28 protein-coding genes are annotated in these 25,775 nt (G+C 29.0%); 25 read left to right on the top strand and 3 right to left on the bottom strand.

Annotation, left to right across the window (positions count from 1 at the left end):
- Positions 1-136: 136 nt before the first annotated feature.
- The 11 genes from tssD (at position 137) to E9099_RS18175 (ending at position 8,882) form a co-directional block, all read left to right on the top strand.
- Entirely contained in the window at positions 137-835 is a 699-nt protein-coding gene (gene tssD / locus E9099_RS18225; protein ID WP_136584935.1) for a type VI secretion system tube protein TssD, read from the top strand.
- 2 nt (positions 836-837) lie between these two features.
- Positions 838-1,722 carry a hypothetical protein gene (locus E9099_RS18220; RefSeq protein WP_136584934.1) on the top strand — a complete coding sequence of 295 codons (885 nt, stop codon included), beginning with the start codon at positions 838-840 and terminating at the stop codon, positions 1,720-1,722.
- A gap of 25 nt (positions 1,723-1,747) precedes the next feature.
- Positions 1,748-2,581 (top strand): hypothetical protein, encoded by an 834-nt coding sequence (locus E9099_RS18215; protein WP_136584933.1) that lies wholly within the window; start codon positions 1,748-1,750, stop codon positions 2,579-2,581.
- A gap of 9 nt (positions 2,582-2,590) precedes the next feature.
- A complete protein-coding gene (locus E9099_RS18210) occupies positions 2,591-3,424 on the top strand; it encodes a hypothetical protein (RefSeq protein WP_136584932.1) in 834 nt (277 codons plus the stop codon).
- Between the two features lie 9 nt (positions 3,425-3,433).
- The gene (locus E9099_RS18205; RefSeq protein ID WP_136584931.1) at positions 3,434-4,276 is read left to right on the top strand and encodes a hypothetical protein; all 843 of its coding nucleotides are present in this window, start codon (positions 3,434-3,436) and stop codon (positions 4,274-4,276) included.
- A gap of 9 nt (positions 4,277-4,285) precedes the next feature.
- Positions 4,286-5,116, top strand: coding sequence for a hypothetical protein (locus tag E9099_RS18200; protein WP_136584930.1), 831 nt, complete (start codon positions 4,286-4,288; stop codon positions 5,114-5,116).
- Positions 5,117-5,125: 9 nt separating this feature from the next.
- Positions 5,126-5,959 (top strand): hypothetical protein, encoded by an 834-nt coding sequence (locus E9099_RS18195; RefSeq protein ID WP_136584929.1) that lies wholly within the window; start codon positions 5,126-5,128, stop codon positions 5,957-5,959.
- Positions 5,960-5,968: 9 nt separating this feature from the next.
- Positions 5,969-6,802 carry a hypothetical protein gene (locus E9099_RS18190; RefSeq protein ID WP_136584928.1) on the top strand — a complete coding sequence of 278 codons (834 nt, stop codon included), beginning with the start codon at positions 5,969-5,971 and terminating at the stop codon, positions 6,800-6,802.
- A 326-nt stretch (positions 6,803-7,128) separates the two neighbouring features.
- Entirely contained in the window at positions 7,129-7,644 is a 516-nt protein-coding gene (locus E9099_RS18185; protein WP_136584927.1) for a hypothetical protein, read from the top strand.
- Between the two features lie 8 nt (positions 7,645-7,652).
- Positions 7,653-8,486 carry a hypothetical protein gene (locus E9099_RS18180; protein ID WP_205961007.1) on the top strand — a complete coding sequence of 278 codons (834 nt, stop codon included), beginning with the start codon at positions 7,653-7,655 and terminating at the stop codon, positions 8,484-8,486.
- Between the two features lie 9 nt (positions 8,487-8,495).
- A complete protein-coding gene (locus tag E9099_RS18175; RefSeq protein ID WP_136584925.1) occupies positions 8,496-8,882 on the top strand; it encodes a hypothetical protein in 387 nt (128 codons plus the stop codon).
- A gap of 10 nt (positions 8,883-8,892) precedes the next feature.
- Here E9099_RS18175 and E9099_RS18170 read toward each other — a convergent pair whose 3' ends face one another.
- A complete protein-coding gene (locus tag E9099_RS18170) occupies positions 8,893-9,786 on the bottom strand; it encodes an IS1595 family transposase (RefSeq protein ID WP_136582359.1) in 894 nt (297 codons plus the stop codon).
- A gap of 30 nt (positions 9,787-9,816) precedes the next feature.
- On the opposite strand from E9099_RS18170, the gene E9099_RS18165 reads away from it, so the two are divergent.
- The 10 genes from E9099_RS18165 to E9099_RS18120 all read left to right on the top strand — a co-directional run bounded on the left by E9099_RS18165 (position 9,817) and on the right by E9099_RS18120 (position 17,687).
- The gene (locus E9099_RS18165; protein WP_136584924.1) at positions 9,817-10,296 is read left to right on the top strand and encodes a hypothetical protein; all 480 of its coding nucleotides are present in this window, start codon (positions 9,817-9,819) and stop codon (positions 10,294-10,296) included.
- A 9-nt stretch (positions 10,297-10,305) separates the two neighbouring features.
- The gene (locus E9099_RS18160; protein WP_136584923.1) at positions 10,306-11,148 is read left to right on the top strand and encodes a hypothetical protein; all 843 of its coding nucleotides are present in this window, start codon (positions 10,306-10,308) and stop codon (positions 11,146-11,148) included.
- A gap of 9 nt (positions 11,149-11,157) precedes the next feature.
- Positions 11,158-12,006 (top strand): hypothetical protein, encoded by an 849-nt coding sequence (locus E9099_RS18155; protein ID WP_136584922.1) that lies wholly within the window; start codon positions 11,158-11,160, stop codon positions 12,004-12,006.
- A 9-nt stretch (positions 12,007-12,015) separates the two neighbouring features.
- Entirely contained in the window at positions 12,016-12,846 is an 831-nt protein-coding gene (locus tag E9099_RS18150) for a hypothetical protein (protein ID WP_136584921.1), read from the top strand.
- 8 nt (positions 12,847-12,854) lie between these two features.
- Positions 12,855-13,688, top strand: a complete 834-nt coding sequence (locus tag E9099_RS18145; protein WP_136584920.1) for a hypothetical protein — start codon at positions 12,855-12,857, stop codon at positions 13,686-13,688.
- Positions 13,689-13,697: 9 nt separating this feature from the next.
- Entirely contained in the window at positions 13,698-14,531 is an 834-nt protein-coding gene (locus E9099_RS18140; RefSeq protein WP_136584919.1) for a hypothetical protein, read from the top strand.
- A 10-nt stretch (positions 14,532-14,541) separates the two neighbouring features.
- The gene (locus E9099_RS18135) at positions 14,542-15,264 is read left to right on the top strand and encodes a hypothetical protein (RefSeq protein ID WP_136584918.1); all 723 of its coding nucleotides are present in this window, start codon (positions 14,542-14,544) and stop codon (positions 15,262-15,264) included.
- A gap of 90 nt (positions 15,265-15,354) precedes the next feature.
- The gene (locus tag E9099_RS18130) at positions 15,355-16,197 is read left to right on the top strand and encodes a hypothetical protein (protein WP_136584917.1); all 843 of its coding nucleotides are present in this window, start codon (positions 15,355-15,357) and stop codon (positions 16,195-16,197) included.
- An 8-nt stretch (positions 16,198-16,205) separates the two neighbouring features.
- Entirely contained in the window at positions 16,206-16,817 is a 612-nt protein-coding gene (locus E9099_RS18125; RefSeq protein WP_136584916.1) for a toxin-antitoxin system YwqK family antitoxin, read from the top strand.
- Between the two features lie 183 nt (positions 16,818-17,000).
- Complete coding sequence (locus tag E9099_RS18120) at positions 17,001-17,687, top strand: hypothetical protein (RefSeq protein ID WP_136584915.1); 687 nt, start codon at positions 17,001-17,003, stop codon at positions 17,685-17,687.
- 247 nt (positions 17,688-17,934) lie between these two features.
- On the opposite strand, the gene E9099_RS18115 is transcribed toward E9099_RS18120, so the two are convergent.
- Both E9099_RS18115 and E9099_RS18110 read right to left on the bottom strand, forming a co-directional pair.
- Entirely contained in the window at positions 17,935-19,287 is a 1,353-nt protein-coding gene (locus E9099_RS18115) for a DEAD/DEAH box helicase (RefSeq protein ID WP_136584914.1), read from the bottom strand.
- A 42-nt stretch (positions 19,288-19,329) separates the two neighbouring features.
- Positions 19,330-20,241: an aldose 1-epimerase family protein gene (locus E9099_RS18110; protein WP_240788922.1), complete on the bottom strand. Its 912-nt coding sequence runs from the start codon at positions 20,239-20,241 to the stop codon at positions 19,330-19,332.
- A gap of 56 nt (positions 20,242-20,297) precedes the next feature.
- On the opposite strand from E9099_RS18110, the gene E9099_RS18105 reads away from it, so the two are divergent.
- The 4 genes from E9099_RS18105 to E9099_RS18090 all read left to right on the top strand — a co-directional run bounded on the left by E9099_RS18105 (position 20,298) and on the right by E9099_RS18090 (position 25,768).
- Complete coding sequence (locus tag E9099_RS18105; RefSeq protein WP_136584912.1) at positions 20,298-21,605, top strand: anthranilate synthase component I family protein; 1,308 nt, start codon at positions 20,298-20,300, stop codon at positions 21,603-21,605.
- Positions 21,606-21,696: 91 nt separating this feature from the next.
- Entirely contained in the window at positions 21,697-22,032 is a 336-nt protein-coding gene (locus E9099_RS18100; protein ID WP_136584911.1) for a four helix bundle protein, read from the top strand.
- A 17-nt stretch (positions 22,033-22,049) separates the two neighbouring features.
- A complete protein-coding gene (tilS, locus tag E9099_RS18095; RefSeq protein WP_136584910.1) occupies positions 22,050-23,387 on the top strand; it encodes a tRNA lysidine(34) synthetase TilS in 1,338 nt (445 codons plus the stop codon).
- Entirely contained in the window at positions 23,387-25,768 is a 2,382-nt protein-coding gene (locus E9099_RS18090; RefSeq protein WP_136584909.1) for a protein-disulfide reductase DsbD family protein, read from the top strand. The genes tilS and E9099_RS18090 overlap by 1 nt, the downstream gene beginning before the upstream one ends.
- Positions 25,769-25,775 lie beyond the last annotated feature (7 nt).

Here is a 25,775-nt window from a genome sequence, read left to right as displayed (position 1 = left end):
GATTTAAAGTCGCAACCGCGAAAAACGTATAATATTAAAAGCAAACCGAACGGTTTGCTTTTTTTTTGATAAATAAATGGGTAATAGATTGATAGTTATAAGATAAAACTTTATTTTGCCTTCATTAAATATAACTATGAGTATTTCAGCAAAACTATATATAGAAGATAAGGTTTTTAATGTCTTAAAATTTGGTTTTAAATTTAACCAAAAATCTAGTGCTAGCGGGTATCCGTCGGCAACAACCACAGGAGGACAGTTTGATATTGTCATCGAATCTATTAAGGATCCCCTATTTTTTGAATGGATGACGTCAGGCGATATGTTGTCAAAAGCGAAAATAGAAATTTCTCAATCGTTTGTATTTGGAAAAACAAGAAAGATTGAGCTTTTAGACGTCTATTGTTTACAATTTCAAGAAAAATTTGATGGGATAAACAGCCAACCCATGCAATCGTTTTTACGTCTGTCTCCAGCAATAATGTTGCAAGATGGTGTTAAGATCTTTGAGTGGTATTGGAAGGTTACAGATTTGGAGGCTAATGCGGAAGATACTGTTCTTGATAATGCTGAGCCTAAATTATTAAGTTATCATATTGAAGATTTAGAGAACAATATTATAGAAGAAAAAACGATTAAAGAGAATCAAGAAATTTATCTTGTTATTAATTCTGAAAATACGCAGGGTGAGATTTCGGATATAGATTTAGATAATAGCGCCCTAGATTTTGAGTACAATGGGGAATGGATGGAAGATGATATTATTCGGGATATTGTCTTAAATGATAATTTTACTAAGGTTAAACTAAAAGCTGTTAAACAACAACAAAACTAACTATGGGAACAATAACATTAAGAGATTACCCAAATGAAATACTTCAATTTGAACTACCAGAAGTTGAGAGTGATATAATAAGAATCCATATTCATATGGTTAGAATTTATAATGATGGTACCACTATATTAAGTGTTATTAAAATGACTATTAGAAATAAGTGTTATTATTATACATCTGTATCTAGTGATACAGATAATTCTTCACCTGCAAGAGCAAAATCATATCATGGTTATTTAATAAGAAAAAATGATGATAGTGAAGGGGATAATGAAAATATGGCAGACTCTCAAAAAAATAAAAAAAGAATTGAAACTGTTTTTAAAAATTTAAAAAAGTACGATTTGAGATTACCCGAAATATTTCATGCTGGTAAGCAAAATTATAACGGTAGAGGACATAATGGATTAAGGATTTATGATCCAGATATTGCAGGTAATACGGATAAAAATGGTAATATTTTACCTGGAGGAAACCGGTTTTTTCATGTAGGAGCATTATTTTTTAATACTGTTGGTTGTGAGGCGCTTGGTACAGGTCTTCAGTATTACGTTAGATCTGATCTTTCAACAAGAAGTCAAAAATATATTTATGACAATCAAGGATTATATGGAACTCGTAATACGGCTCAGGCTGCAGAAGAATTTTTAGACAATATAATTAAGGTATATGAAGATAATATTTTAAGAGAGTCTCAATCAACAATACATATAGATATTGACGTTGTTGATAATATTCAAGACAATTTTAGTAAAAGAAAGGTTTATAATGCGGAAGAAACGTATTTAGGCTTATACCCGGTTGATAATGAAAAAGCTCTTAGTACAATAAAAACTTCTGGACCAATCTTGAAGGATTCACAACCTTCTGCGCCAAAAGAACTTTAGTAAATTACATAACTAATAAAAATATATGAAATCACTTTTAAAATTTTTAATAGTCTTAAGCTTTTTAAATGTGTATAGTCAAAGACTATGCGAACTTGGAGAGTATGATTTTATTACTCATACAATTATAGGGATTGATAAAGGCTCTTTTTCTAAAATTGAGTATGTTAATAACAATGAGCCTCTTAACGAAAGGGTAAGATATATCAATTACTATGATGATTTTGGTCGCTTAATAAATGCTGATTATAAGGGTAATGGTCATTTTTATGGTGGAGAAAATATAGAAACTGGTTGTTATGAAGTGGAAAATGTTACTTATCAATATTCCGATACTATTATTCCTAAAGAGATAAAGGTTGAAAATACACGTGAAAAATATAATTACATGCTCTATTATAATAAATATAATAAAATTACAAAGATAGAGTATACTGATGCTAAGGGAGAAATACGTTCGACCTTTAATCTAGAATATAATGAGGAAAATCAATTAACAATGGTAGATAAGGGATATCTTAAATATTATTACGAGTGGGATGATAATTCTCGTATAAAAAAAATCACAATCCCTGATCGCTTTTATCTAATTACAGAATATAACTTTACTTATATTAAAAATAGAATGGCAACTATTGAATATATTGTTCGGTATAAGGATAGTAAAGATGATATACCTTATCATGGGAAGTACTCTTACACTTACAAAAATGATAAATTAGATAAAATTGTGTTTAATAATACAGCATTTGGATGGTCCAATATGCGTGTATACAATTATGATGACGAGGATAAATTAATTATAACTGAATACGATAGTAAAGGTGTTTATGAGAGTCATTATGAATGCTATTATTAAGGAAAACAGATGAAAGGTCTTTTTAAATTTTTAATAGTTATAAGTTCTTTAAGTGTACATAGCCAAAGACTATGCGAACTTGGAGAGTATGATTTTATTACTAATACAATTATAGGGATTGATAAAGGCTCTTTTTCTAAAATTGAGTATGTTAATAACAATGAGCCTCTTAACGAAAGGGTAAGATATATCAATTACTATGATGATTTTGGTCGCTTAATAAATGCTGATTATAAGGGTAATGGTCATTTTTATGGTGGAGAAAATATAGAAACTGGTTGTTATGAAGTGGAAAATGTTACTTATCAATATTCCGATACTATTATTCCTAAAGAGATAAAGGTTGAAAATACACGTGAAAAATATAATTACATGCTGTATTATAATAAATATAATAAAATTACAAAGATAGAGTATACTGATGCTAAGGGGGTAATAGGTTCAATCTTTAATCTAGAATATAATGAGAAAAACCAATTGACGGTGGTGAATAAGGGGGCTATTAAATATTATTACGAGTGGGATAATAGTTCTCGTATAAAAAAAATAACAATACCTGATCTCTTTTATACAATTTACGAATACAGTTTTGATTATGTTAACAATAGAATCGCAACTATTAAATTTACTGCTCGGTCTAAAGATAATAAAGATGATATAATTTTACGTAGTACGTATTCCTACACTTATAAAAACGATAAATTAGATAAGATTATGTACAGCAATATTACCTATGGAAAGTCCGATATGACTATTTACAATTATGATAACGAAGATAAATTAATTATCACTGATTACGATAGTAAAGGTGTTTATGAGAGTCATTATGAATGCTATTATTAAAGAAAACACATGAAAGCTCTTTTTATATTTTTAATAGTTCTAAGCTCTTTAAGTGTTAATAGTCAGGAATTATGCGGTTTTGGTACATATGATTTTATTTCCAACACAATAAAGGGGATTGATAAATTTCCTTACTCTAAGGTTAAATACGTGGACAAAACAAAACCAATTAAGAATCGTGTGCAATATGTTATTAATTATGATCGTTTTGGGCGCGTGATTACTATAGATTCTAAAGGTAATGGTTATAGTAATGAAAACCTGATTGAAGGCTGTAAGGAATTAGATAAAGCTATTTATACATATTCAGACTCTATTATACCTAAGGAGGTCAAGATTAAAGAGGTTAATGAATACCAAGGCACTCAAGAGGAATATAGTTTTATGTTTCATTATAATACACATAATAAAACAAAATCTATTGATTATACTGATAATAAAGGAGAAATATTTTCAACTTATAATTTTGAATATGATAAGAAAAACCAGCTTAAATCAATAGATAAAGATTTTGGTTATTATTATGAATGGGATAATAAATCACGGATAAAAAAAATAACGATACCGCGTCCTTTTGCCTCAAATGATGAATATAATTTCACTTATGTTGACAATAGATTAGCTACTATTACATGTTTTAGTCGGCTTAAAGACAATAAAGAGATAATACGTTTTGGAGGGACTGATGTGTTTATATATATAAACGATAAGTTAGATAAAGTTGAGTATACTGATATTAAAACAGGAAATTCTAGTTATCGTTTATACAATTATGATAACGAAGACAAAGTAATTATTACTTTTTACGATGAGCAAGGTATTTACGAATGTCATTATGAATGCTATTATTAAGGAAAATACATGAAAGGTTTTTTAAAATTTTTAATAGTTATAAGTTCTTTAAGTGTACATAGTCAAAGACTATGCGAACTTGGCGATTATGATTTTATTACCCACACAATTATCGGGATTGATAGAGTGTCTTTTTCTAAAATTAGGCTTGTTGATAATGATAGGCCTGTTGAGGAAAGGGTTAGATATGTGTATTACTATGATGATTTTGGTCGCTTAATAAATGTAGATTTTAAGTCTAATGGTCATCTTTATGGAGGAGAAGATTTAGAAACAGGTTGTTATGAAATAGAAAATGCTAGTTATACCTATTCGGATACTATTGCTCCTAAAGAGATAAAGGTTAAAGATACTCGCAAGGAATATAGTATTATGATTTCTTATAATAAAATTAATAAAATAAAAACTATGGAGTATACTGATGATAAGGGAGAAAAATTTTCAAGTTTTAATTTTGAATATGATAATAAAAATCAATTGACATTAATAGATAAAGGGTATAATTATTATTATGACTGGGATGATCAATCACGTATAAAAAAAATAACAATGCCAGATCCCTTTTATACAATTAACGAATATAGCTTTACTTATGTTAGCGATAGAATCGAAAATGTTGTATACACTGGTCGGTCTAAAAAAAATAAAGATCATATAAGTCTTGAAGGTAAGTTTCTATACACTTATAAAAATAGTAAAATAGATAAAATTGAGTTTAAGAATATTACTTTTGGATGGTCAGATATGCGTGTATATAATTATGATAATGAAGATAAATTAATTATTACTAATTACAATAGTAAAGGTGTTTATAGGAATCATTATGAATGCTATTATTAAAGAAAACACATGAAAGGTCTTTTTATATTTTTAATAGTTATAAGTTCTTTAAGCGTGTATAGTCAAAGACTATGTGAACTTGGTGAGTATGATTTTATTACCCACACAATTATAGGGGTTGATAGAGTGTCTTTTTCTAAAATTAAGTATGTTGATAATGATAAATCGCTTAAGGAAAGATTTAGGTATGAGTATAACTATGATGATTTTGGACGTTTGATAAATGTAGATTTTAAAGGTAATGGTTATATTTTTACAGGTGAAGATGTAGAAACAGGTTGTTATGAAATAGAAAGTTCTAGTTATGAGTATTCTGATACTATTGTTCCTAAAGAGATAAAGGTCAAAGACACACGTAAGGAATATAGTATTTTGCTTTCTTATAATAAATTTAATAAAAAAAAATCTATAGAATATATAGATTATAAGGGGGCAGTACGTTCAAGTTATAATCTAGTGTATAATAAGAAAGGTCAACTGACAGAGATAGATAAAGGTAATATTGAATATTATTATGAGTGGGATGATGATTCTCGTATAAAAAAAATTGTAATTCCGGATCGCTTTTATATGGTTAAGGAGTACGATTTTAAGTATGCTAATAATAGAATAGAAACTGTCACAGTAACGGGACGATTAAAAAAGAATAAGGATAAGATACGCAGTCATGCTAAGTATCTCTACACTTATAAAAATGATAAATTAGATAAAATTGTGTTTAAGAATATAAAGTATGGTGGTTCTCATACGACGATATACAATTATGATAACGTAGATAAATTAATTATAACTAAATACTCGGGTGAAGGTGTTTATTGGGGGCACTATGAATGCTATTATTAGTAAAAACACATGAAATGTCTTTTAAAATTTTTAATAGTCTTAAGTTCTTTAAGTATACATAGTCAAAGACTATGTGAATTTGGTGAGTATGATTTTATTTCTCACACAATTATAGGGATTGATAAAGTTTCTTTTTCTAAAATTAAGTATATTAATAATGATAAACCTCCTAAGGAAAGGACTCGAAGTATCTATTATTACGATGATTTTGGTCGCTTAATAAATGTAGATTTTAGAGGTAATGGAAATATCTATGGAGGGGAAGATGTAGAAACAGGTTGTTCTGAAATAGAAAATGCTAATTATAAGTATTCCGATACTATCGCCCCTAAAGAAATAAAGGTTAAAGATTCACGTAAAGAATATAGTATTATGTTCTATTATAATAAATTTAATAAAACAAAATCTATAGAGTATATTGATGATAAGGGGGCAGTGCTTTCTAGCTTTAGTCTAGAGTATGATAAGAAGAGCCAAATGACATTGATAAATAAGGGGTATATTAAATATTATTATGAGTGGGATGATAATTCCTGTATAAAAAAAATAACAATACAAGATCCCTTTTATTCAGTTAAAGAATACGATTTTACTTATGTTAACAATAAAATAGTAACTGTTACATTTACTAGACGGTTAAAAAATAATAAAGATAAAATACGCAGTCAAGGTAAGGATTTCTATACTTACAAAAATGGTAAATTAGATAAAATTACACACGAAAATATTAAATATGGTGGTTCCAATATAAGTGTATACAATTATGACAACGAGGACAAATTAATTATTACTAATTACAATGGTAAAGGTGTTTATGATGGGCACTATGAATGCTATTATTAGTATAAAACAAGAAAACACTTTTTAAATTTTTAATAGTTCTAAGCTCTTTAAATGTTAATAGTCAGGAATTTTACGATATAGGTGGATATGATATTATTACTAATACAATTGAGGGTATTGAAAAATCTCCTTATTCTAAGATTAATTATATTGTTAGAACAAAACCTCTTAATAAGCGTATTCGATATGTTGTTAATTATGATCGTTTTGGGCGTGTGATTTCTAGAGATTATAAAGGCTTAAGGTTCAAAATTAATAACACAAATAATAAGCTTGATAAGCTTATTTATACGTATTCAGATTCTATTGTTCCTAAGGAGATTAAAGTGAAAGAGATTAACGAATCTCAGGAGGTCCAAAAAGAATATAGTTTAATGTTTCATTATAATACATTGAATAAAACAAGATCTATTGATTATACTGATGATAAGGGTGGGGTTCTTTCAACTTATAATTTTGAATATGATACGAAAAACCAACTTAAATCAATAGATAAAGATTTTGGTTATTATTATGAGTGGGATAATAAATCACGCAAAAAAAAAATAACGATACCGCGTCCTTTTGCCTCAAATGATGAATATAATTTTACCTATGTTGACAATAGATTAGTTCTTATTACTAGTCTTAGTCGGCTTAAAGACAATAAAGAGATAATACGTTTTGGAGGGATTTATGTGTTTATTTATAAAAACGATAAGTTAGATAAAGTTGAGTTTACAAATATTAAAACAGGAAGTTCTAGTTATCGTTTATACAATTATGATAACGAAGACAAAGTAATTATTACTTATTACGATAGTGAAGGTGTTTATAGATATCACTATGAATGCTATTATTAGTGAAAAAAATGAAAACATTTTTTAAATTTTTAATAGTTCTAAGCTCTATAAAAATGTATAGTCAAAGACTATGCGAACTTGGAGAGTATGATTTTATTACTCATACAATTATAGGGATTGATAAAGGCTCTTTTTCTAAAATTGAGTATGTTAATAACAATGAGCCTCTTAACGAAAGGGTAAGATATATCAATTACTATGATGATTTTGGTCGCTTAATAAATGCTGATTATAAGGGTAATGGTCATTTTTATGGTGGAGAAAATATAGAAACTGGTTGTTATGAAGTGGAAAATGTTACTTATCAATATTCCGATACTATTATTCCTAAAGAGATAAAGGTTGAAAATACACGTGAAAAATATAATTACATGCTCTATTATAATAAATATAATAAAATTACAAAGATAGAGTATACTGATGCTAAGGGAGAAATACGTTCGACCTTTAATCTAGAATATAATGAGGAAAATCAATTAACAATGGTAGATAAGGGATATCTTAAATATTATTACGAGTGGGATGATAATTCTCGTATAAAAAAAATCACAATCCCTGATCGCTTTTATCTAATTACAGAATATAACTTTACTTATATTAACAATAGAATGGCAACTATTGAATATATTGTTCGGTATAAGGATAGTAAAGATGATATACCTTATCATGGGAAGTATTCTTACACTTACAAAAATGATAAATTAGATAAAATTGTGTTTAATAATACTGCATTTGGATGGTCCAATATGCGTGTATACAATTATGATAACGAGGATAAATTAATTATAACTGAATACGATAGTAAAGGTGTTTATGAGAGTCATTATGAATGCTATTATTAAGGAAAATACATGAAAGGTCTTTTTAAATTTTTAATAGTTATAAGTTCTTTAAGTGTTTATAGTCAAAGATTATGCGAACTTGGTGAGTATGATTTTATTACCCACACAATTATCGGGATTGAAAAGGTCTCTTTTTCTAAAATAAAGCATGTTAATAACAATAAACCTCTTAAGCAAAAGGTAAGATATATCTATTATTACGATGATTTTGGTCGCTTAATAGATGCAGATTATAAGGGGAATGGTCATATTTATGGTCGAGAAAATATAGAAAACGATTGTTATGAAGTAGAAAATGTTACTTACAGGTATTCCGATACTATTATTCCTAAAGAGATAAAGGTTAAAAATACGCGTGAGGAATATAGTTTCATAGTATATTATAATAAATTTTAGAGGTCAGTAGTTAGTTACATATAATTTGTTTATGACTAACTTTTTCTTTTTCGACCATTTTGGTTATTAAGTTATTGAATATTGTAGCTTTGCTTTGAGAGCGATTAATTCTAAAACAAAATTCATTAAAGTATCTATTAATATTAGAATGACTTACCCAAGAATATGTTGTTCTTATCCATGATTTTATTTGATGTATCATGGTGTGAAGCGCTTTAAAATTCATTCCTCCATTACTTTCAATTTGTGTAATATTATAAGCTTTTGCAATAGGTCTGTAACCTCTCCATTTATCGGTTATCACTTTAGCTTCTCGGCTAATATGATTTACAAAAATATATTGAAGCGAACGTGCTGAAAAATCTTCAATTTTCATGGCGTACATTCTTTTTACTTTCCCATCATCAGTTAACTCAATAGCTGTGATAGCCTTTTTTTTCTTCGCATTATAACTTCTACCAACTTTATCTTTTTCTTGTCCGCCAAGCACAAATTCATCAACGTGCACAATACCAGTCATGGGACTATTTCCACTACTTTGCATAGCTTCTCTGATTTTAAGCATAAATAAACGAGCGGTCTTTTCAGTGACACTAAAGCGAACGGCAACATAGCTTGCCGAAAGACTTTTGGTACTGGTGCTCATTTCAAAAACAATAAAAAACGCCTTTCTAATACCAAATTTTACTTTGTGAAATAGTGTGTTTGAAGTTGCTGATTCTTGATGCGAACAAATATTACAAGTGCGAGAAAAATCCTTTCTTATCTGAGCTTTTTTATGGTTACATTTAGTACATATAAAACCATCTGTCCATTTAATATCTGCTAAGTATTTCTTACAATCTAGGTCTGTTTTAAACCGATCGGCAAACTCTAGAAGGTTTTGTCCTTTAAATATATTCATAATAACACTGTATTAGTTGACTTCTAAGGTATGAATTTACATACCTACCTCTATAAATTTAATAAAATTTCAAAAATAGAGTATACTGATGATAAAGGGGTAATACGTTCAACCTTTAATCTCGAATATAATGAGAAAAATCAATTGAGAATGATAGATAAGGGATATATTAAATATTATTACGAGTGGGATGCTAATTCACGTCTAAAAAAAATTACAATGCCTGATCTCTTTTATCTAATTAACGAATACAGCTTTACTTATGTTAACAATAGAATAGCAACTATTGAATATATTGGACGGTATAAAGATGATAAAGATGATATACCTTATCATGGGAAGTACTCTTACACTTACAAAAATGATAAATTAGATAAAATTGTGTTTAATAATACTGCATTTGGATGGTCCAATACGCGTTTATACAATTATGAAAATGAAGATAAATTAATTATTACCAGATACTCGAGTAAAGGTCTTTATGAGAGTCATTATGAATGCTATTATTAAGGAAAACAGATGAAAATACTTTTTAAATTTTTAATAGTTCTAAGCTCTTTAAGTGTTAATAGTCAGGAATTATGCGGTTTTGGTACATATGATTTTATTTCCAACACAATAAAGGGGATTGATAAATTTCCTTACTCTAAGGTTAAATACGTGGACAACACAAAACCAATTAAGAATCGTGTTCGATATGTTATTAATTATGATCGTTTTGGGAGAGTGATTACTATAGACTCTAAAGGTAATGGTTATAGTATTGAAAATCTGATTGAGGGCTGTAAAGAATTAGATAAAGCTATTTATACATATTCAGACTCTATTATACCTAAGGAGGTCAAGATTAAAGAGAATAATCAATACCAAGACAGTCAAATGGAATATAGTTTAAGGTTTCATTATAATACATTGAATAAAACAAAATCTATTGATTATATTGATAGTAAAGGAGAATTGTTTTCAAGTATTAATTTTGAATATGATAAGAAAAACCAACTGACATCAATAGATAAAGATTATGGTTATTATTATGAATGGGATAATAAATCACGGATAAAAAAAATAACGATACCAGATCCTTTTTATATTGTTCGAGAGTATAAATTCACCTATGTTGATAATAGATTAGCATCTGTAATTCATATTAGTCGTTTTAAACATAGTATAGATGAAATAAGGACTTATTCTATCTATATTTATACATATAAAAATGATAGGTTAGATAAAGTTGAGTATACTAATATTAAGTCAGAAGGTTCTAGTTATCGTGATTACAATTATGATAACGATGACAAAGTAATTATTACTTATTACGATAGTGAAGGTGTTTATAAACATCATTTAGAGTACTATTATTAAGGAAAACACATGAAAACGCTTTTTATTTTTTTTATAGTCTTAAGCTCTCTAAGTATACATGGTCAGATAGTATGCGATATTGGTACGTATAACTTTATTACCAATACAATAGAAGGTGTTGAAAAATCTCCTTATTCTAAGATTAAATATGTGATTAGCACAGAGCCACTTAATAAACGTATTCGATCTGTTATTCACTATGACGATTTTGGGCGAGTAATTGCTATAGACAATAAAGGTTTTGTTTACGGTTATGAAAGGTTTGGTGAAGGATGTCGTCATTTTGATGAGGTTGTTTATACGTATTCAGATTCTGTTGTTCCTAAGGAGATTAAAATGAAAGAGATTAAAGTAACTAATGGTATTCAAGAAGATTATAGTTTACAGCTTACGTATAATAAATTGAATAAAACAAAATCTATTGATTATACTGATGATAAAGGGGAAATATTTTTAACTTATAATTTTGAATATGATAAGAAAAATCAGCTTAAATCAATAGATAAAGATTTTGGTTATTATTATGAGTGGGATAATAAATCACGGATAAAAAAAATGTCGATAGGAAGTGCAGATACTTTTTATCTAGTTAATGAATATAACTTCACTTATGTTGACAATAGATTAGCTACTATTACCAGTATTGGACGGCTTAAAGACAATAAAGAGGAAATAGCTTTTGAGGGTATTTATGTGTTTAGTTATAAAAATGATAAATTAGATAAAGTTGAGTATACAAATATTAAATTTGGAGGTTCTAGTTATCGTTTATACAATTATGACAACGATGACAAAGTAATTATTACTTATTACGATGAGCAAGGTATTTACGAATATCATTATGAATGCTATTATTAAGGAAAACAGATGAAAGTACTTTTTAAATTTCTAATAGTTCTAAGTTCTTTAAGTGTGTATAGTCAAAGACTGTGCGAACTTGGCAATTATGATTTTATTACCCACACAATTATCGGGATTGATAGAGTGTCTTTTTCTAAAATTAGGCTTGTTGATAATGATAGGGCTGTTGAGGAAAGGGTTAGATATGTGTATTACTATGATGATTTTGGTCGCTTAATAAATGTAGATTTTAAGTCTAATGGTCATCTTTATGGAGGAGAAGATGTAGAAACAGGTTGTTATGAAATAGAAAATGCTAGTTATAAGTATTCGGATACTATTGCTCCTAAAGAGATAAAGGTTAAAGATACTCGCAAGGAATATAGTATTATGATTTCTTATAATAAAATTAATAAAATAAAAACTATGGAGTATACTGATGATAAGGGAGAAAAATTTTCAAGTTTTAATTTTGAATATGATAATAAAAATCAATTGACATTAATAGATAAAGGGTATAATAATTATTATGACTGGGATGATCAATCACGTATAAAAAAAATAACAATGCCAGATCCCTTTTATACAATTAACGAATATAGCTTTACTTATGTTAACGATAGAATCGAAAATGTTGTATACACTGGTCGGTCTAAAAAAAATAAAGATCATATAAGTCTTGAAGGTAAGTTTCTATACACTTACAAAAATGGTGAAATAGATAAAATTGTGTTTAAGAATATTACTTTTGGATGGTCAGATATGCGTGTATATAATTATGATAATGAAGACAAATTAATTATCACTAATTACAATAGTAAAGGTGTTTATAGGAATCATTATGAATGCTATTATTAGTAAAAAACATGAAATCACTTTTAAAATTTTTAATAGTCTTAAGTTCTTTAAGTGTGTATAGTCAAAGACTATGTGAACTTGGTGAGTATGATTTTATTACCCACACAATTATAGGGGTTGATAAGGTATCTTTTTCTAAAATAAAGCGTGTTAATAATAATAAACCTTTTAAGGAAAGGGTTAGATATGTGTATTACTATGATGATTTTGGTCGTTTAATAAATGTAGATTTTAAAGGTAATGGTTATATTTTTACAGGTGAAGATGTAGAAACAGGTTGTTATGAAATAGAAAGTTCTAGTTATGAGTATTCTGATACTATTGTTCCTAAAGAGATAAAGGTCAAAGACACACGTAAGGAATATAGTATTTTGCTTTCTTATAATAAATTTAATAAAATAAAATATATAAAGTATAGTGATAACAAGGGAAGGGAACTTTCAAGTTTTAATTTGGAGTATAATAGTAAAAAACAACTGACATTAATAGATAAGGGCAATCTTAAAAATTATTATGAGTGGGATGCTAATTCACACATAAAAAAAATATCAATACCCGATCCCTTTTATACAGTAAAAGAATATGATTTTACTTATGTTAATGATAGAATTGAAACTATTACATATACTAGGCGCAATAAAGAAGATAAAGATTATATAGTTATGCATGGTAAGTATTTCTACACGTATAAAAATGATAAATTAGATAAAATTGTGTTTAAGAATATTTTGTATGGTGGTTCCGATATGCGTCTATACAATTATGACCATGAAGACAAATTAATTATAACTAAATACTCGGGTGAAGGTGTTTATTGGGGGCACTATGAATGCTATTATTAGTAAAAATACATGAAAACACTTTTTAAATTTTTAATAGTTATAAGTTCTTTAAGTATACATAGTCAAAGACTATGTGAATTTGGAAAATATGATTTTTTTACTCACACAATTATAGGGGTTGATAAGGTATCTTTTTCTAAAATAAAGCGTGTTAATAATAATAAACCTTTTAAGGAAAGGGTTAGATATGTGTATTACTATGATGATTTTGGTCGTTTAATAAATGTAGATTTTAAAGGTAATGGTCATGTGTATGGTCGAGAAAATATAAAAACCGGTTGTTATGAAGTAGAAAATGTTAGTTATAGGTATTCCGATACTATTATTCCTAAAGAGATAAAGGTTAAAAATACAAGTGAGGAGTATAGTTACATGCTTTATTATAATAAATTTAATAAAATAAAAAAGTTAGAGTATACTGATGGTAAGGGGGTAATAGGTTCAACCTTTAATCTAGAATATAATGAGAAAAACCAATTGACGGTGGTGAATAAGGGGGCTATTAAATATTATTACGAGTGGGATAATAGTTCTCGTATAAAAAAAATAACAATACCTGATCTCTTTTATACAATTTACGAATACAGTTTTGATTATGTTAACAATAGAATGGCAACTATTAAATTTACTGCTCGGTCTAAAGATAATAAAGATGATATAATTTTATGTAGTAAGTATTCCTACACTTATAAAAACGATAAATTAGATAAGATTATGTACAGCAATATTACCTATGGAAGGTCCGATATGACTATTTACAATTATGATAACGAAGATAAATTAATTATCACTGATTACGATAGTAAAGGTGTTTATGAGAGTCATTATGAATGCTATTATTAATAAACAATATATGAAAACGCTAATCACTAGTCTATTGATGTTTTTTGCAGTAAGCTGTGGAGAACAAACTAAAAAAGATATTATAATTAAAAAAAAATCTACACCTTTAAGCGATCAAGAAATAAAAAAGCAAGGATATCAAATTAAAAAAAAGGACACCTTTTTTATCGAAAATGGAAAATTAGATATTGTAAGATTAGAAAAGATTGGTTCCCAGAGTAAATCAAGTGACTATAAAGAAGGTCTATATACTAGAACGATAAATTACTACTATGGACAAAAATTTAAAGATGGTACATTTATCGAGATATCAGGAGGTAACATAAGTGGATATCGCAAGTTAATAACAAGTGAGAGGAGTCTTTTTAAAACAAGGTATATTTATAACAGTTCAGGATATCTTAAGTCAGTAGGAAGGTCTTACAAATCTAATTTTTCTATTGGTATTAGGTATTATTTTAATGAGGATGGTACTATAGCAAACTATGAAGATTATGACAAGTGTTATACATTTAGTTGGGAAGATGTTACATCATTTTTAAAAGAAAAAGAGATAGAAAAAGAGGAAATAATTGATGTTTTTAGAAACGATAAAGATGAGGAATGTGTTTGGGTAATTGTATTTAAGCCTGAAGAATTTAATAATAAGGATAAAGCAATACATTTGATACTTGAAGCAGAAACGGGAACGATTATAAGTTCTAAAATTATAGATACAGGTCGACACATTTAAAGAGCGATAGTCTGCTTTATACTTTCGATTTAGAAACAGCCGTAATAGAATTTTTAAGGATTTATCCTTGTAAAATAGTCAATAAAATACATGAAAACACTTTTAAATTTTTTAATAGTTTTAAGCTCTTTAACTGCATGTAGTCAAAGACTATGCGAGCTTGGTAGGTATGACTTTATCACCCAAACAATTGTAGGGGTTGATAAAGTTCCTTTTTCTAAAATTAAGTCTGTTGATAATGATAAGCCACAGAACGATAGGGTGAAATACGTCTCTTATTATGATGATTTTGGTCGTTTAATAAATGTAGATTTTAAAGGTAATGGTCATCTTTATGGCGGACAGAATATAAACAAAGAGTGCTATGAAATAGAAAGCTCAAGTTATAAGTATTCTGATACAATTAGACCTAAAGAGATAAAGATTAAGGATACACGTGAAGAATATAGTATAATACTTTCTTATAATAAATTTAATAAAATAAAGACTATAGATTACACTAATGATAAAGATTCAATATTTTCAACTTTTAATCTGAAATATGATAAAAAACAACAACTTACAGTCATAGATAAGGGGAATCTTGAGTATTATTATGAATGGGATGATAATTCACGGATTAAAAAAATAACAACAACTGATGTAACGGACCCCTATTATATCGTTCAAGAAACAAGCTTTACTTATGTTAACAATAGAATGACAACTATTGAAGTTATTGGTCGAGCTAAAGACAATAAGGATGATATAAGTTTTCATTTTAAATTTCTCTACACGTACAAAAACGATAAACTAGATAGATCGGTGTTTCAGGATATAACATATGGAAACTCCATGATAACCATTTACAATTATCATAATCCTGATAAATTAATTATTACTCAGTACAATACAGATGAGGAATACTCCGCTCATTTTGAATGCTATTATTAGTAAAAAACATGAAAACACCAATTACTTTAATTCTATTAATATTTTGTATTTATTCATTTGGACAAAAAACAAAAGAAGAACCAAAAACTCCAATTATCCGAATCAGTTCATTTCAGTTGAAAACTCAAATTACAGATGGGGTGAAGCATTATAGTTTTATTAAAATGCAAAAAAAACTTTATAATGTAGAATATAAAATAATAGAAAGAATTGAAAATGAATCTACTAAATTAGATTCTAGAGATTTTAGAAAAAAAATGGGTTTATTTTTTAAAGGAGAATCAACAGGTATTACAACTCAAGGTTTTTTTAGTCATGGTTACAAAAATGGATTCTGGAAAACCGAATTTAACAATAAGTTAGTTCAAACCATTAATTATAAAAATGGTTTAGTAATAGGTAGATATAGGGTGTATAATGTAAATGGAGACTTGATTTATAAAACAACTTTTGGCAGTGCAGGTAATGGTAGATATAAAGGTTTTTATTACAAAACTGGAATACTAAAAGAAGAAGGTAATTATCAAAATGGCAAAAAGGAAGGCGAATGGATTCAATTTAATGAACAAGGAGATTTAACCGAGACTATTTACTATATTGAGGGTATGCCAAAAGAATAAAAATTTATACTTAGTAGATTTTAAATTCTAAAATCTTTAGTGGTTTGTTTTATTTTACTGCAATATGTCACAAAAGAAATTTTACAGAATAATACGTTAGAGTCTTTTAATTAAACAATAACTTTATCTTAAGCGATAGATAGTAGAAATTATTTGAAAATAATTGAGATAAAGAATATAATTATGAGACACTTACTCTGTATTATAATATTTGCAGCGTTAAATAATGGCATAGCGCAAAATAATCCAAGAAAGGATAATTACCTTAATAAACAAGATACAATTATAAATGTTTTCGATATTAAAAAATTCAATTTGAATAAAAACGACTTAAATCAGTTTAGTTTTAAGTTAAATGAAACAACTACTGTAAGTCATAGAGAACTCAAAGATGAATATATCGAAGTAATACAATCAGACACTTCTGTTTTTGAAGACTTTAAATCTTATCATAAAAATGGAAACCTAAAAGCTTCTGTTAAACGTTATCCTAATTCATTTCTAAAAGGAGAACTAAAAGAGTATGATAAGAATAGTAATTTGATTAATATAATTGATCATGACGAGCCTTTTAAGTTCACTTGGAAAGATATTGAAGCTTTTTTAATGGCTCATGAAGTTGAAGATTTGAAAAAAAATATAATAAGTATTAGAAGATTCAATGAAAAAAAAACGTCTAAATTCGTTAGAAAAGGACCTTATTGGCAATTGGAATTTATAGGTAAATACAAAGATCTAATAGGTCAATTTAGTATAGAATTAGACGGGATTACTGGCGAAGAATTATTAGTTAAACGGTTTAGAGGTAAAGGTCCTAAAGGAAAAAGTGGTACAATAGCGTTATATGATACTATTTATGAGAAAGAGTAGATGCATATTAAATAAGCATTACATTATATTTAATCGCTAAAGAACAGTTATATCTATATATAATTGTAGACATTCTTTAAGTTGACCTCATATTCTTAATGGGGTTTTTGTGAGGTTTAATGATGCGTTAAACGAGACATTAACCTAGAAAATTATTGGTTTTAAATCGAGTTTAAAAAGGAAATATATTGCAATAAAAAAGCGAACCAAATGGTTCGCTTTTTTTATGACACTCTCTAAGTGTTTCTTATTTCTTATTGTTACGCTTATTGTAATTTTTATCACCTCTAGTTTTAGGCTTTTTGTATTTGGCAGCAATTTTGAATTTGTAACTACCACCTAAATTTTCTTTACTGTTTTTTTCTGATTTTTCATGAAAAGCAGGTCCAGGAGCATCAATATCGTTTCGTTTGGTTGGATTGTTACGTTCTTTAATTACAGTGCGTTCTTCCTCAATCAACTCAGTAGAAATAACAACAGCTTCTGGGATTTCCAATTCAGGAATTTCCATTTGCATTAACGTCTCTATCTTTTCAAGACCAACTTGTTCTTTTACTGTAGAAAATACAATAGCTTGCCCTTCGCGTTCCGCACGACCAGTTCTACCTATTCTGTGCATGTAGTTTTCTGGATAATCAGGCGTATCAAAGTTAATAACGTGTGATACATTATCGATATCTAAACCACGAGCCATAACGTCCGTTGCTACTAAAATACGGTTAACACCTTCTCTAAACTGCTCGATACTACGTAATCTGTAATTCTGAGTTTTGTTAGAGTGTATAACACATAATTCTTCATTAAAAAACTCGTCTAAAGCTTCAAAAAGCCGATCGGCCATACGTTTATTGGATACAAAAACTAATACTTTGTTGTAGGTTTCGGCATCCTGAAATAAGTGTACTAATAAATTAAGTTTAGTATAATAATTAGGAACACTATATTTTGTTTGTGATATGTTTTCTAAAGGTGTACCAGAAATAGCAATAGATACTTTTTGTGGTGCCGTGAAAAAATCAGTGATTAATTCGTCAACATCATCCGTCATTGTTGCAGAAAACATAATGTTTTGTCTACGTTCTGGAAGGATATCAAAAATGTTAATTAATTGGTGTCTGAACCCTAAATCCAACATAACATCTACTTCATCAATAACTAAACGCTCTAAAGACTTAAGTTGTAGTACGCGACTAACCGCTAAATCGTATAAACGTCCTGGTGTTGCAACAATAATATCTTGACCTTGAGCAACTGCTTGTTTTTGCGTGTTAATGTTTGTACCTCCATAAACACCAAGCACACGTGTATTTATATATTTTGCTAACTTTTCAATTTCGTCAACTACTTGCACTACTAATTCTCTAGTAGGGACTAAAATTAAAACACGAGGGTTTTCTTGCTTAGAAAATTTTAGGTTTTTAAGTATTGGTAACATATAGGCAAAAGTTTTACCTGTACCAGTTTGTGCAATACCAACCATATCTTTACCACTTGCAACTACATTAAAAGCTTCTGCTTGTATTGGAGTTGGCTGTGTAAAACCTAGGTCGTCAATTGCGTTATATAAAGGGGTATTTAAATTTAAATCTCTAAAGCTCAAAACGTATTATTTTAGCCTACAAAATTACTACTAATATTTTGTTTACCCTAAATGATGCTCATGTATTTGTATACTGTAACTTGCATTAAAGGTTTCGTTTTTTGGTAATTTGATAATGCCTTCTTTTTCGGTTAGTTTTTGTGAGGTGTTTTCAGCGTCAGCAATACCTAACCAAGGTTCGATACAAACGTAAGGTGCCTTTGGTTTTGCCCAAATACCTAAATAATTAAAGTCTTTAAAGGTCACATTTAGTATTTCGCCATGAGTTTTACTAACTAAAGCGACTTGTCTCGATTGTAAATCCTTGAAAATAAGCGCGTCTTCAGTAAATAAATCCGGTCTTAAATGGATGCTGTTTTTAGTATCAAAAGCAGGTTTTGTTTGATTGGTAACTAAACCGTTATCCATATTTAATAGATAGGTTTGAGCTGTTTCGTCAGTTTCAAAAACAAGGCTATAATCGGTATAATTTTCATTTTTATAAACAGGACATTTAAAAGCAGGATGTCCACCAATACTAAAATAAATGGTTTGGTTATCTAAGTTTTTAACCGTGTGATTTATTTGTAAGGTATTATTAATTAAAGTGTAAGTGATTAAAAATTCAAACTTAAAAGGAAACTGTTTCAGTAAATCGACATTATACATTAAACTAAAGGTCAAACTGTTTTTAGTTTGATCTATTAGTCTGATAGCATCACTATGTCGCGTAAACCCATGTTTTGGTAATGTGTATGTTTTACCTTCAAAGGTGTATTCATCATTTTTTAAAGCACCAATTATAGGAAACAAATTGGGTGCATAGCTTCCCCAAATGTTAGGGTCTGCATGCCACATAAATTGATTGTCATTTTTAACGGAAGCAATTCCGCATAATTCTGCGCCTTTCGGTTTAACCGAAATTTTTAATACCTCATTTGATAGTTGAAACATCTGTTTTATATTTAATCTCATGACTAAAATACTCGTTTTTTTAACATTTCTGTTTAACTTTACGCAACATTTTTATAGTGAGAACAACGACAAAACATAAACTGACTAATCCTGAGGACTTCAAGCAAAATTTATTGTCTTGGAGCCAGCAATTTGATGATGTCGTTTGGTTAGATTCTAATAATTACCAACAACAGTACTCTAGTTACGACGCTGTGTTGGCTGTAGATGCCTTTACAGGATTTCAAACGGATTATAAGAATGCGTTTGCACAGTTTAAAGAATATCAAACCTTAGCTAACGATTGGGTTTTTGGCTATTTGTCTTACGATTTAAAAAATGATGTAGAGCCTTTAAAATCTGCTAATTATGATGGTTTAGCATTTCCTGATTTATATTTTTTTCAACCTAAAAAAATCTTTTTAATTAAAGGTGACACTGTGGAATTGCAGTATTTAAAAATGGTTGATGATGAAGTGGAAACCGATTTAAATGCAATACGTCATTACAAGGACGACGAATGTGACAATCAGCCGATTGAAAACGACCCAATTAAAATTCAACTCAGAATACATAAAGACGCGTATTTTGATAAGATCAAAACCATGCTGAGTCACATACGTAGAGGTGATATTTACGAGGCTAATTTTTGTCAAGAGTTTTATGCAGAGGACACCGTTATAAATCCGTTAGAGATTTATAATAAACTTAATGCCATATCAAAACCACCATTTGCGACGTTTTTAAAACTGAATGATAAATATTTGATGTCGGCGTCACCAGAGCGTTACATTAAAAAAGAGGGCACTAAAATAATATCACAACCTATAAAAGGGACCGCAAAACGTGAGGATGATTTTATATTGGATTCTATTTTAAAAAACAACTTGATTACGGATCAAAAGGAGCGTAGCGAAAACGTGATGATTGTAGATTTGGTGCGTAATGACTTATCACAAACCGCAACAAAAGGGAGCGTAAAGGTGGAGGAGTTATGTAAGATTTACACCTTTGATCAAGTACATCAAATGATATCCACAGTAACCTCTCAAGTAGCCGAAAACACACATCCAATAGATATTATTAAAAGTACGTTTCCTATGGGAAGTATGACTGGAGCTCCAAAAATTTCGGCAATGAAAATTATTGAAACCTTAGAGGAAACTAAACGGGGTTTATACTCTGGTGCAGTCGGCTATATTTCGCCAACAGGCGACTTTGACTTTAATGTCGTTATCCGCAGTATTTTATATAATGCCAGTAATAAGTACGTGTCATACTCGGTTGGAGGTGCCATTACTGCAAAATCAGATCCTTTAAACGAATATGAAGAATGTTTGCTTAAAGCGAAAGCCATGAGGACGGTTTTAGAAGGTGGTAATTAGGCAAAAGGCATTAGTATAAAGGCATAAGATATTAGCTAAAGGTGTAATTAGAAAGAAAAGACGCTAGTATAAAAAAACGTAAATTTGTTAAATGAAGAGTTATAGAGATTTGATAGTTTGGCAAAAATCAGTAGACATGGTAACTCATGTTTATCGTTTATTGAAGCGATTTCCTGAAGATGAAAAATATGGCTTGACTTCGCAAATAAAAAGAAGTGCTGTCTTAGAAGGTTATGGTCGTAATTATACTAAGGAGTATGTTTGGTTTTTAAATATTTCTAGAGGATCATTATACGAAATGCAAACACAGTTACAAATCGCAATTAATTTAGAGTTTTTAAAAAGTAATGACTTAATTGATGTTAATCACCTGTCTTTACAAATAGAAAAAATGCTTAACTCATTAATAAAAAAGTTGGCTGTATAATTTATGCCTTTTTACTTATGCCTTATAACTTACTAGAACACTTCCAAAATCACATTAACAACACACTTCCTTTTCTTAAAAACAGCAAACTATTGCTTGCTATTTCAGGAGGTTTGGATAGTGTTATTTTAACGCATTTGTGTAAAACATCTGGTTTAGATATTACATTGGCACATTGTAATTTTAATTTAAGAGGTATTGAAAGTGATGGTGACGAGAAATTTGTTACAGATTTAGCTGATAGTTTAGAATTAGAAGTATTTACTGAAAGTTTTGATACTAAGGCTTACGCCGAAAGTAATAAAGAATCTATCCAAATGGCAGCAAGAACGTTGCGTTATGATTGGTTTCAGGAGTTAGCTGAGAATCTAGATTTTGAGTATATTTTAACTGCTCATCATGCAGATGATAATTTAGAAACTTTTTTAATTAACCTGACTCGAGGAACAGGTTTAGAAGGTTTAAAAGGTATTCCAGAAATAAACGAAAACATTGTTAGACCATTGTTGCCATTTTCTAGAGAAACTATCGCAGATTTTGCGGTGTCGAATCAAATACAATGGAGAGAAGATAGTAGTAATGCGTCTACAAAATACCTTCGTAATAAGTTAAGACATGATGTTATTCCCGTTTTAAAAGAATTAAATCATAATGTATTGTCTAATTTTAAAAACACATTAAATAATCTTAATGATACAGCTGATATTGTTAAAGAAAGTGTGCAAGCGGTTTTAAAACGTGCAATTATCGATATTGACGATACGCAAATAAGTTATAAAATATCAGAGTTTATTAAAGTCAACAATCCTAAAGCTTATTTATATGAAATATTCAAAGATTACGGATTTACCCAATGGACGGATATTGTTAATTTGTTGACTGCACAAAGTGGAAAACAAGTGTCTTCTGCAACGCATCAATTACTTAAAAATAGAGAGACTTTAATTTTAAGTGAATTAAAAACGGAGGATAGCCAGCATCAAAATGACGCTTCAGTTGTAATCAATAATTTAGAAAACGAAGTAGATGTGTCGTTGGGCGTTTTGTCTTTTGAAACAGCAGATAGCATTCAAAAATCAGACGCCTCGACAGTATTTATTGATAAAGAAACGTTAAAATCACCATTAACTGTAAGACATTGGGAGGAAGGCGACTATTTTTACCCTTTAGGTATGCAAGGAAAAAAGAAGTTAAGTAAATATTTTAAAGATCAAAAACTATCTTTGTTAGACAAGAAAAAGGTTTTATTATTGTGTAGTCAAGATAAAATAGTTTGGGTTATTAATCATCGTGCAGATGATCGATTTAAAGTAACCAATCAAACCAAATCAATACTAAAAATTAAATTATCATAATGAAGTATATAACCGCTTTTATACTATTTTTTATTACTGTTTTAAGTGTTAATGCACAAGTATTAAAACCAGTAAAATGGACAACTGAGGTCAAGAAAATATCTGACACAGAATATAACTTGATTTATAATGCTAATATAGACGATCATTGGCATGTGTATTCGCAGACGTTACCTGAAGGAGGTGCAATTCCTACTGAGTTTTTTTACCAAGAAGATGTTTTAAATAATGATTTTGAGTTAGTTGGTAACGCTGTGGAAAGTGAGAGTATTACTGAATTTGATAAAGTATTTCAAATGGAGTTGTCTTATTTTGATAATGCGGCGACATTCACTCAAAAAATAAAAGTTACAAATCCAAATATCTCCTCAATTGAGGCTGAAATTAGTTTTCAAGCGTGTGATGACACAAAATGTATTTTTGAAAGCGAAATTGTAACATTTAAGTTAAAAAAAAATAAAACTTCAAAAATATTTGATCCCGTAAAATGGACTTCGAAAATAAAAAAGGTAAACGATACTGATTATGAGTTAGTTTATACTGCAACGTTAGAAGATAAATGGCATATTTATTCTCAGAATAATACGGAACCAATGGGACCTATTCCAACTGAGATTACTTTTAAGGATAACGAGAATAACGATTATAAGATTATAGGTAAATTAGAGGAGTCTCAGACTATTACAAAGTATGAAAATGCATTTGCAATGGATGTTACTTATTTTGAAAAACAAGCAATCTTCACTCAAAAAATTAAAGTATTAAATCCTGCTATCAAAAAAATAGAAGCAGAAGCATATTATCAAGCCTGCGATGACGAAAAATGCTTGGCTCCAACTTCATTTCAATTTATAAATAATCTTGATGGAAGTCAGGGTCTTGTAGAGACTTTAGCTATTGATGCACAGGATTTAGATAAATCAAGAGCACTTAGTTTAGGCGTTACTGGTTGGGATAAATACAAAAAGGAAGACGTTAAAGAAGAGACTAACTTCGGGATATTTGTTCTTGGATTTATTGGTGGTTTAATAGCATTGTTAACACCGTGTGTGTTTCCAATGATACCGTTAACGGTATCTTTTTTTACAAAAAGTGCTGAAAATTCTAAAAAAGGATTAGCCAACGCGATTATTTATGGGCTTTTTATATTAATAATATACGTGTTATTATCATTACCGTTTCACTTTTTAGATTCATTAAATCCAGAAATATTAAATACAATATCTACCAATGTGATTTTAAATATTGTTTTCTTTTTCATCTTAGCCTTTTTTGCATTCTCATTCTTTGGGTTTTACGAGATTACTTTACCTGCATCATGGGGTAATAAAATGGATGAAACATCGTCTAGAGTTGGTGGGATTATCGGTATATTTTTTATGGCATTAACTTTAGCAATAGTATCTTTTTCTTGTACAGGTCCTATTTTAGGGTCATTATTAGCAGGGTCATTAACTAGTGACGGTGGCGCTATGCAATTAACTGCAGGAATGAGTGGTTTTGGACTTGCTTTAGCATTACCATTTACATTGTTTGCGATGTTTCCAAAATGGTTAAACTCATTACCAAAATCTGGAGGTTGGTTAAATTCAGTTAAAGTAGTTTTAGGATTTTTAGAATTAGGTATGGCATTTAAGTTTTTATCAAATGCAGATTTAGTTAAGCATTGGGGGCTTTTAAAGCGTGAAGTATTTATTGGTATTTGGATTATAATAGGTATTGGTTTATTGCTATATTTATTAGGGAAAATAAAGTTTCCGCATGATAGTCCACTAAAAAAGTTAAGCTTTAGTCGCATATCATTTGCAGTTTTAGTTGGTGCATTTGTTATATACTTAATCCCTGGATTAACAAATACAAAATATGCTAACTTAAAATTACTTAGTGGTTTTCCGCCACCTTTACCATATAGTCTTTATGAGAAAGATAGCGATTGTCCGTTAGGTTTAAATTGTTATAAAGATATTGACGAAGGTCTTGTAGCTGCAAAAGAAGAAAACAAACCAATCATGTTAGATTTTACCGGTTGGGCGTGTGTCAACTGTAGAAAAATGGAAGAACAAGTGTGGAGTCAAGATGCTATTTATCAAATATTAAAAGACGAATACATAATTGTATCTTTATATGTGGATGACCGAAAAGAATTACCAAAAGAGGAACAATTTAAATTTGTTAAAGCTAATGGTAATTTAAAAAATATTAAGACCATTGGAGACAAGTGGGCCACATTACAAACTTTAAATTTCCAAAATAATTCGCAACCATTCTATGTTTTGGTTAATGATAAAATGGAACTTTTAAATCATACAACAGCATATACGCCAAGTGCAGACGAGTATCTTGAATGGCTGAAAGAGGGATTAGAAAATTTTAAAAAATAAATTAAAT

This window comes from Psychroserpens sp. NJDZ02, assembly GCF_004843725.1.
Taxonomy (GTDB): domain Bacteria; phylum Bacteroidota; class Bacteroidia; order Flavobacteriales; family Flavobacteriaceae; genus Olleya.
The sequence above is the reverse complement of the archived record's forward strand: the minus strand, read 5'-3'. Positions and strand labels throughout refer to the sequence as shown.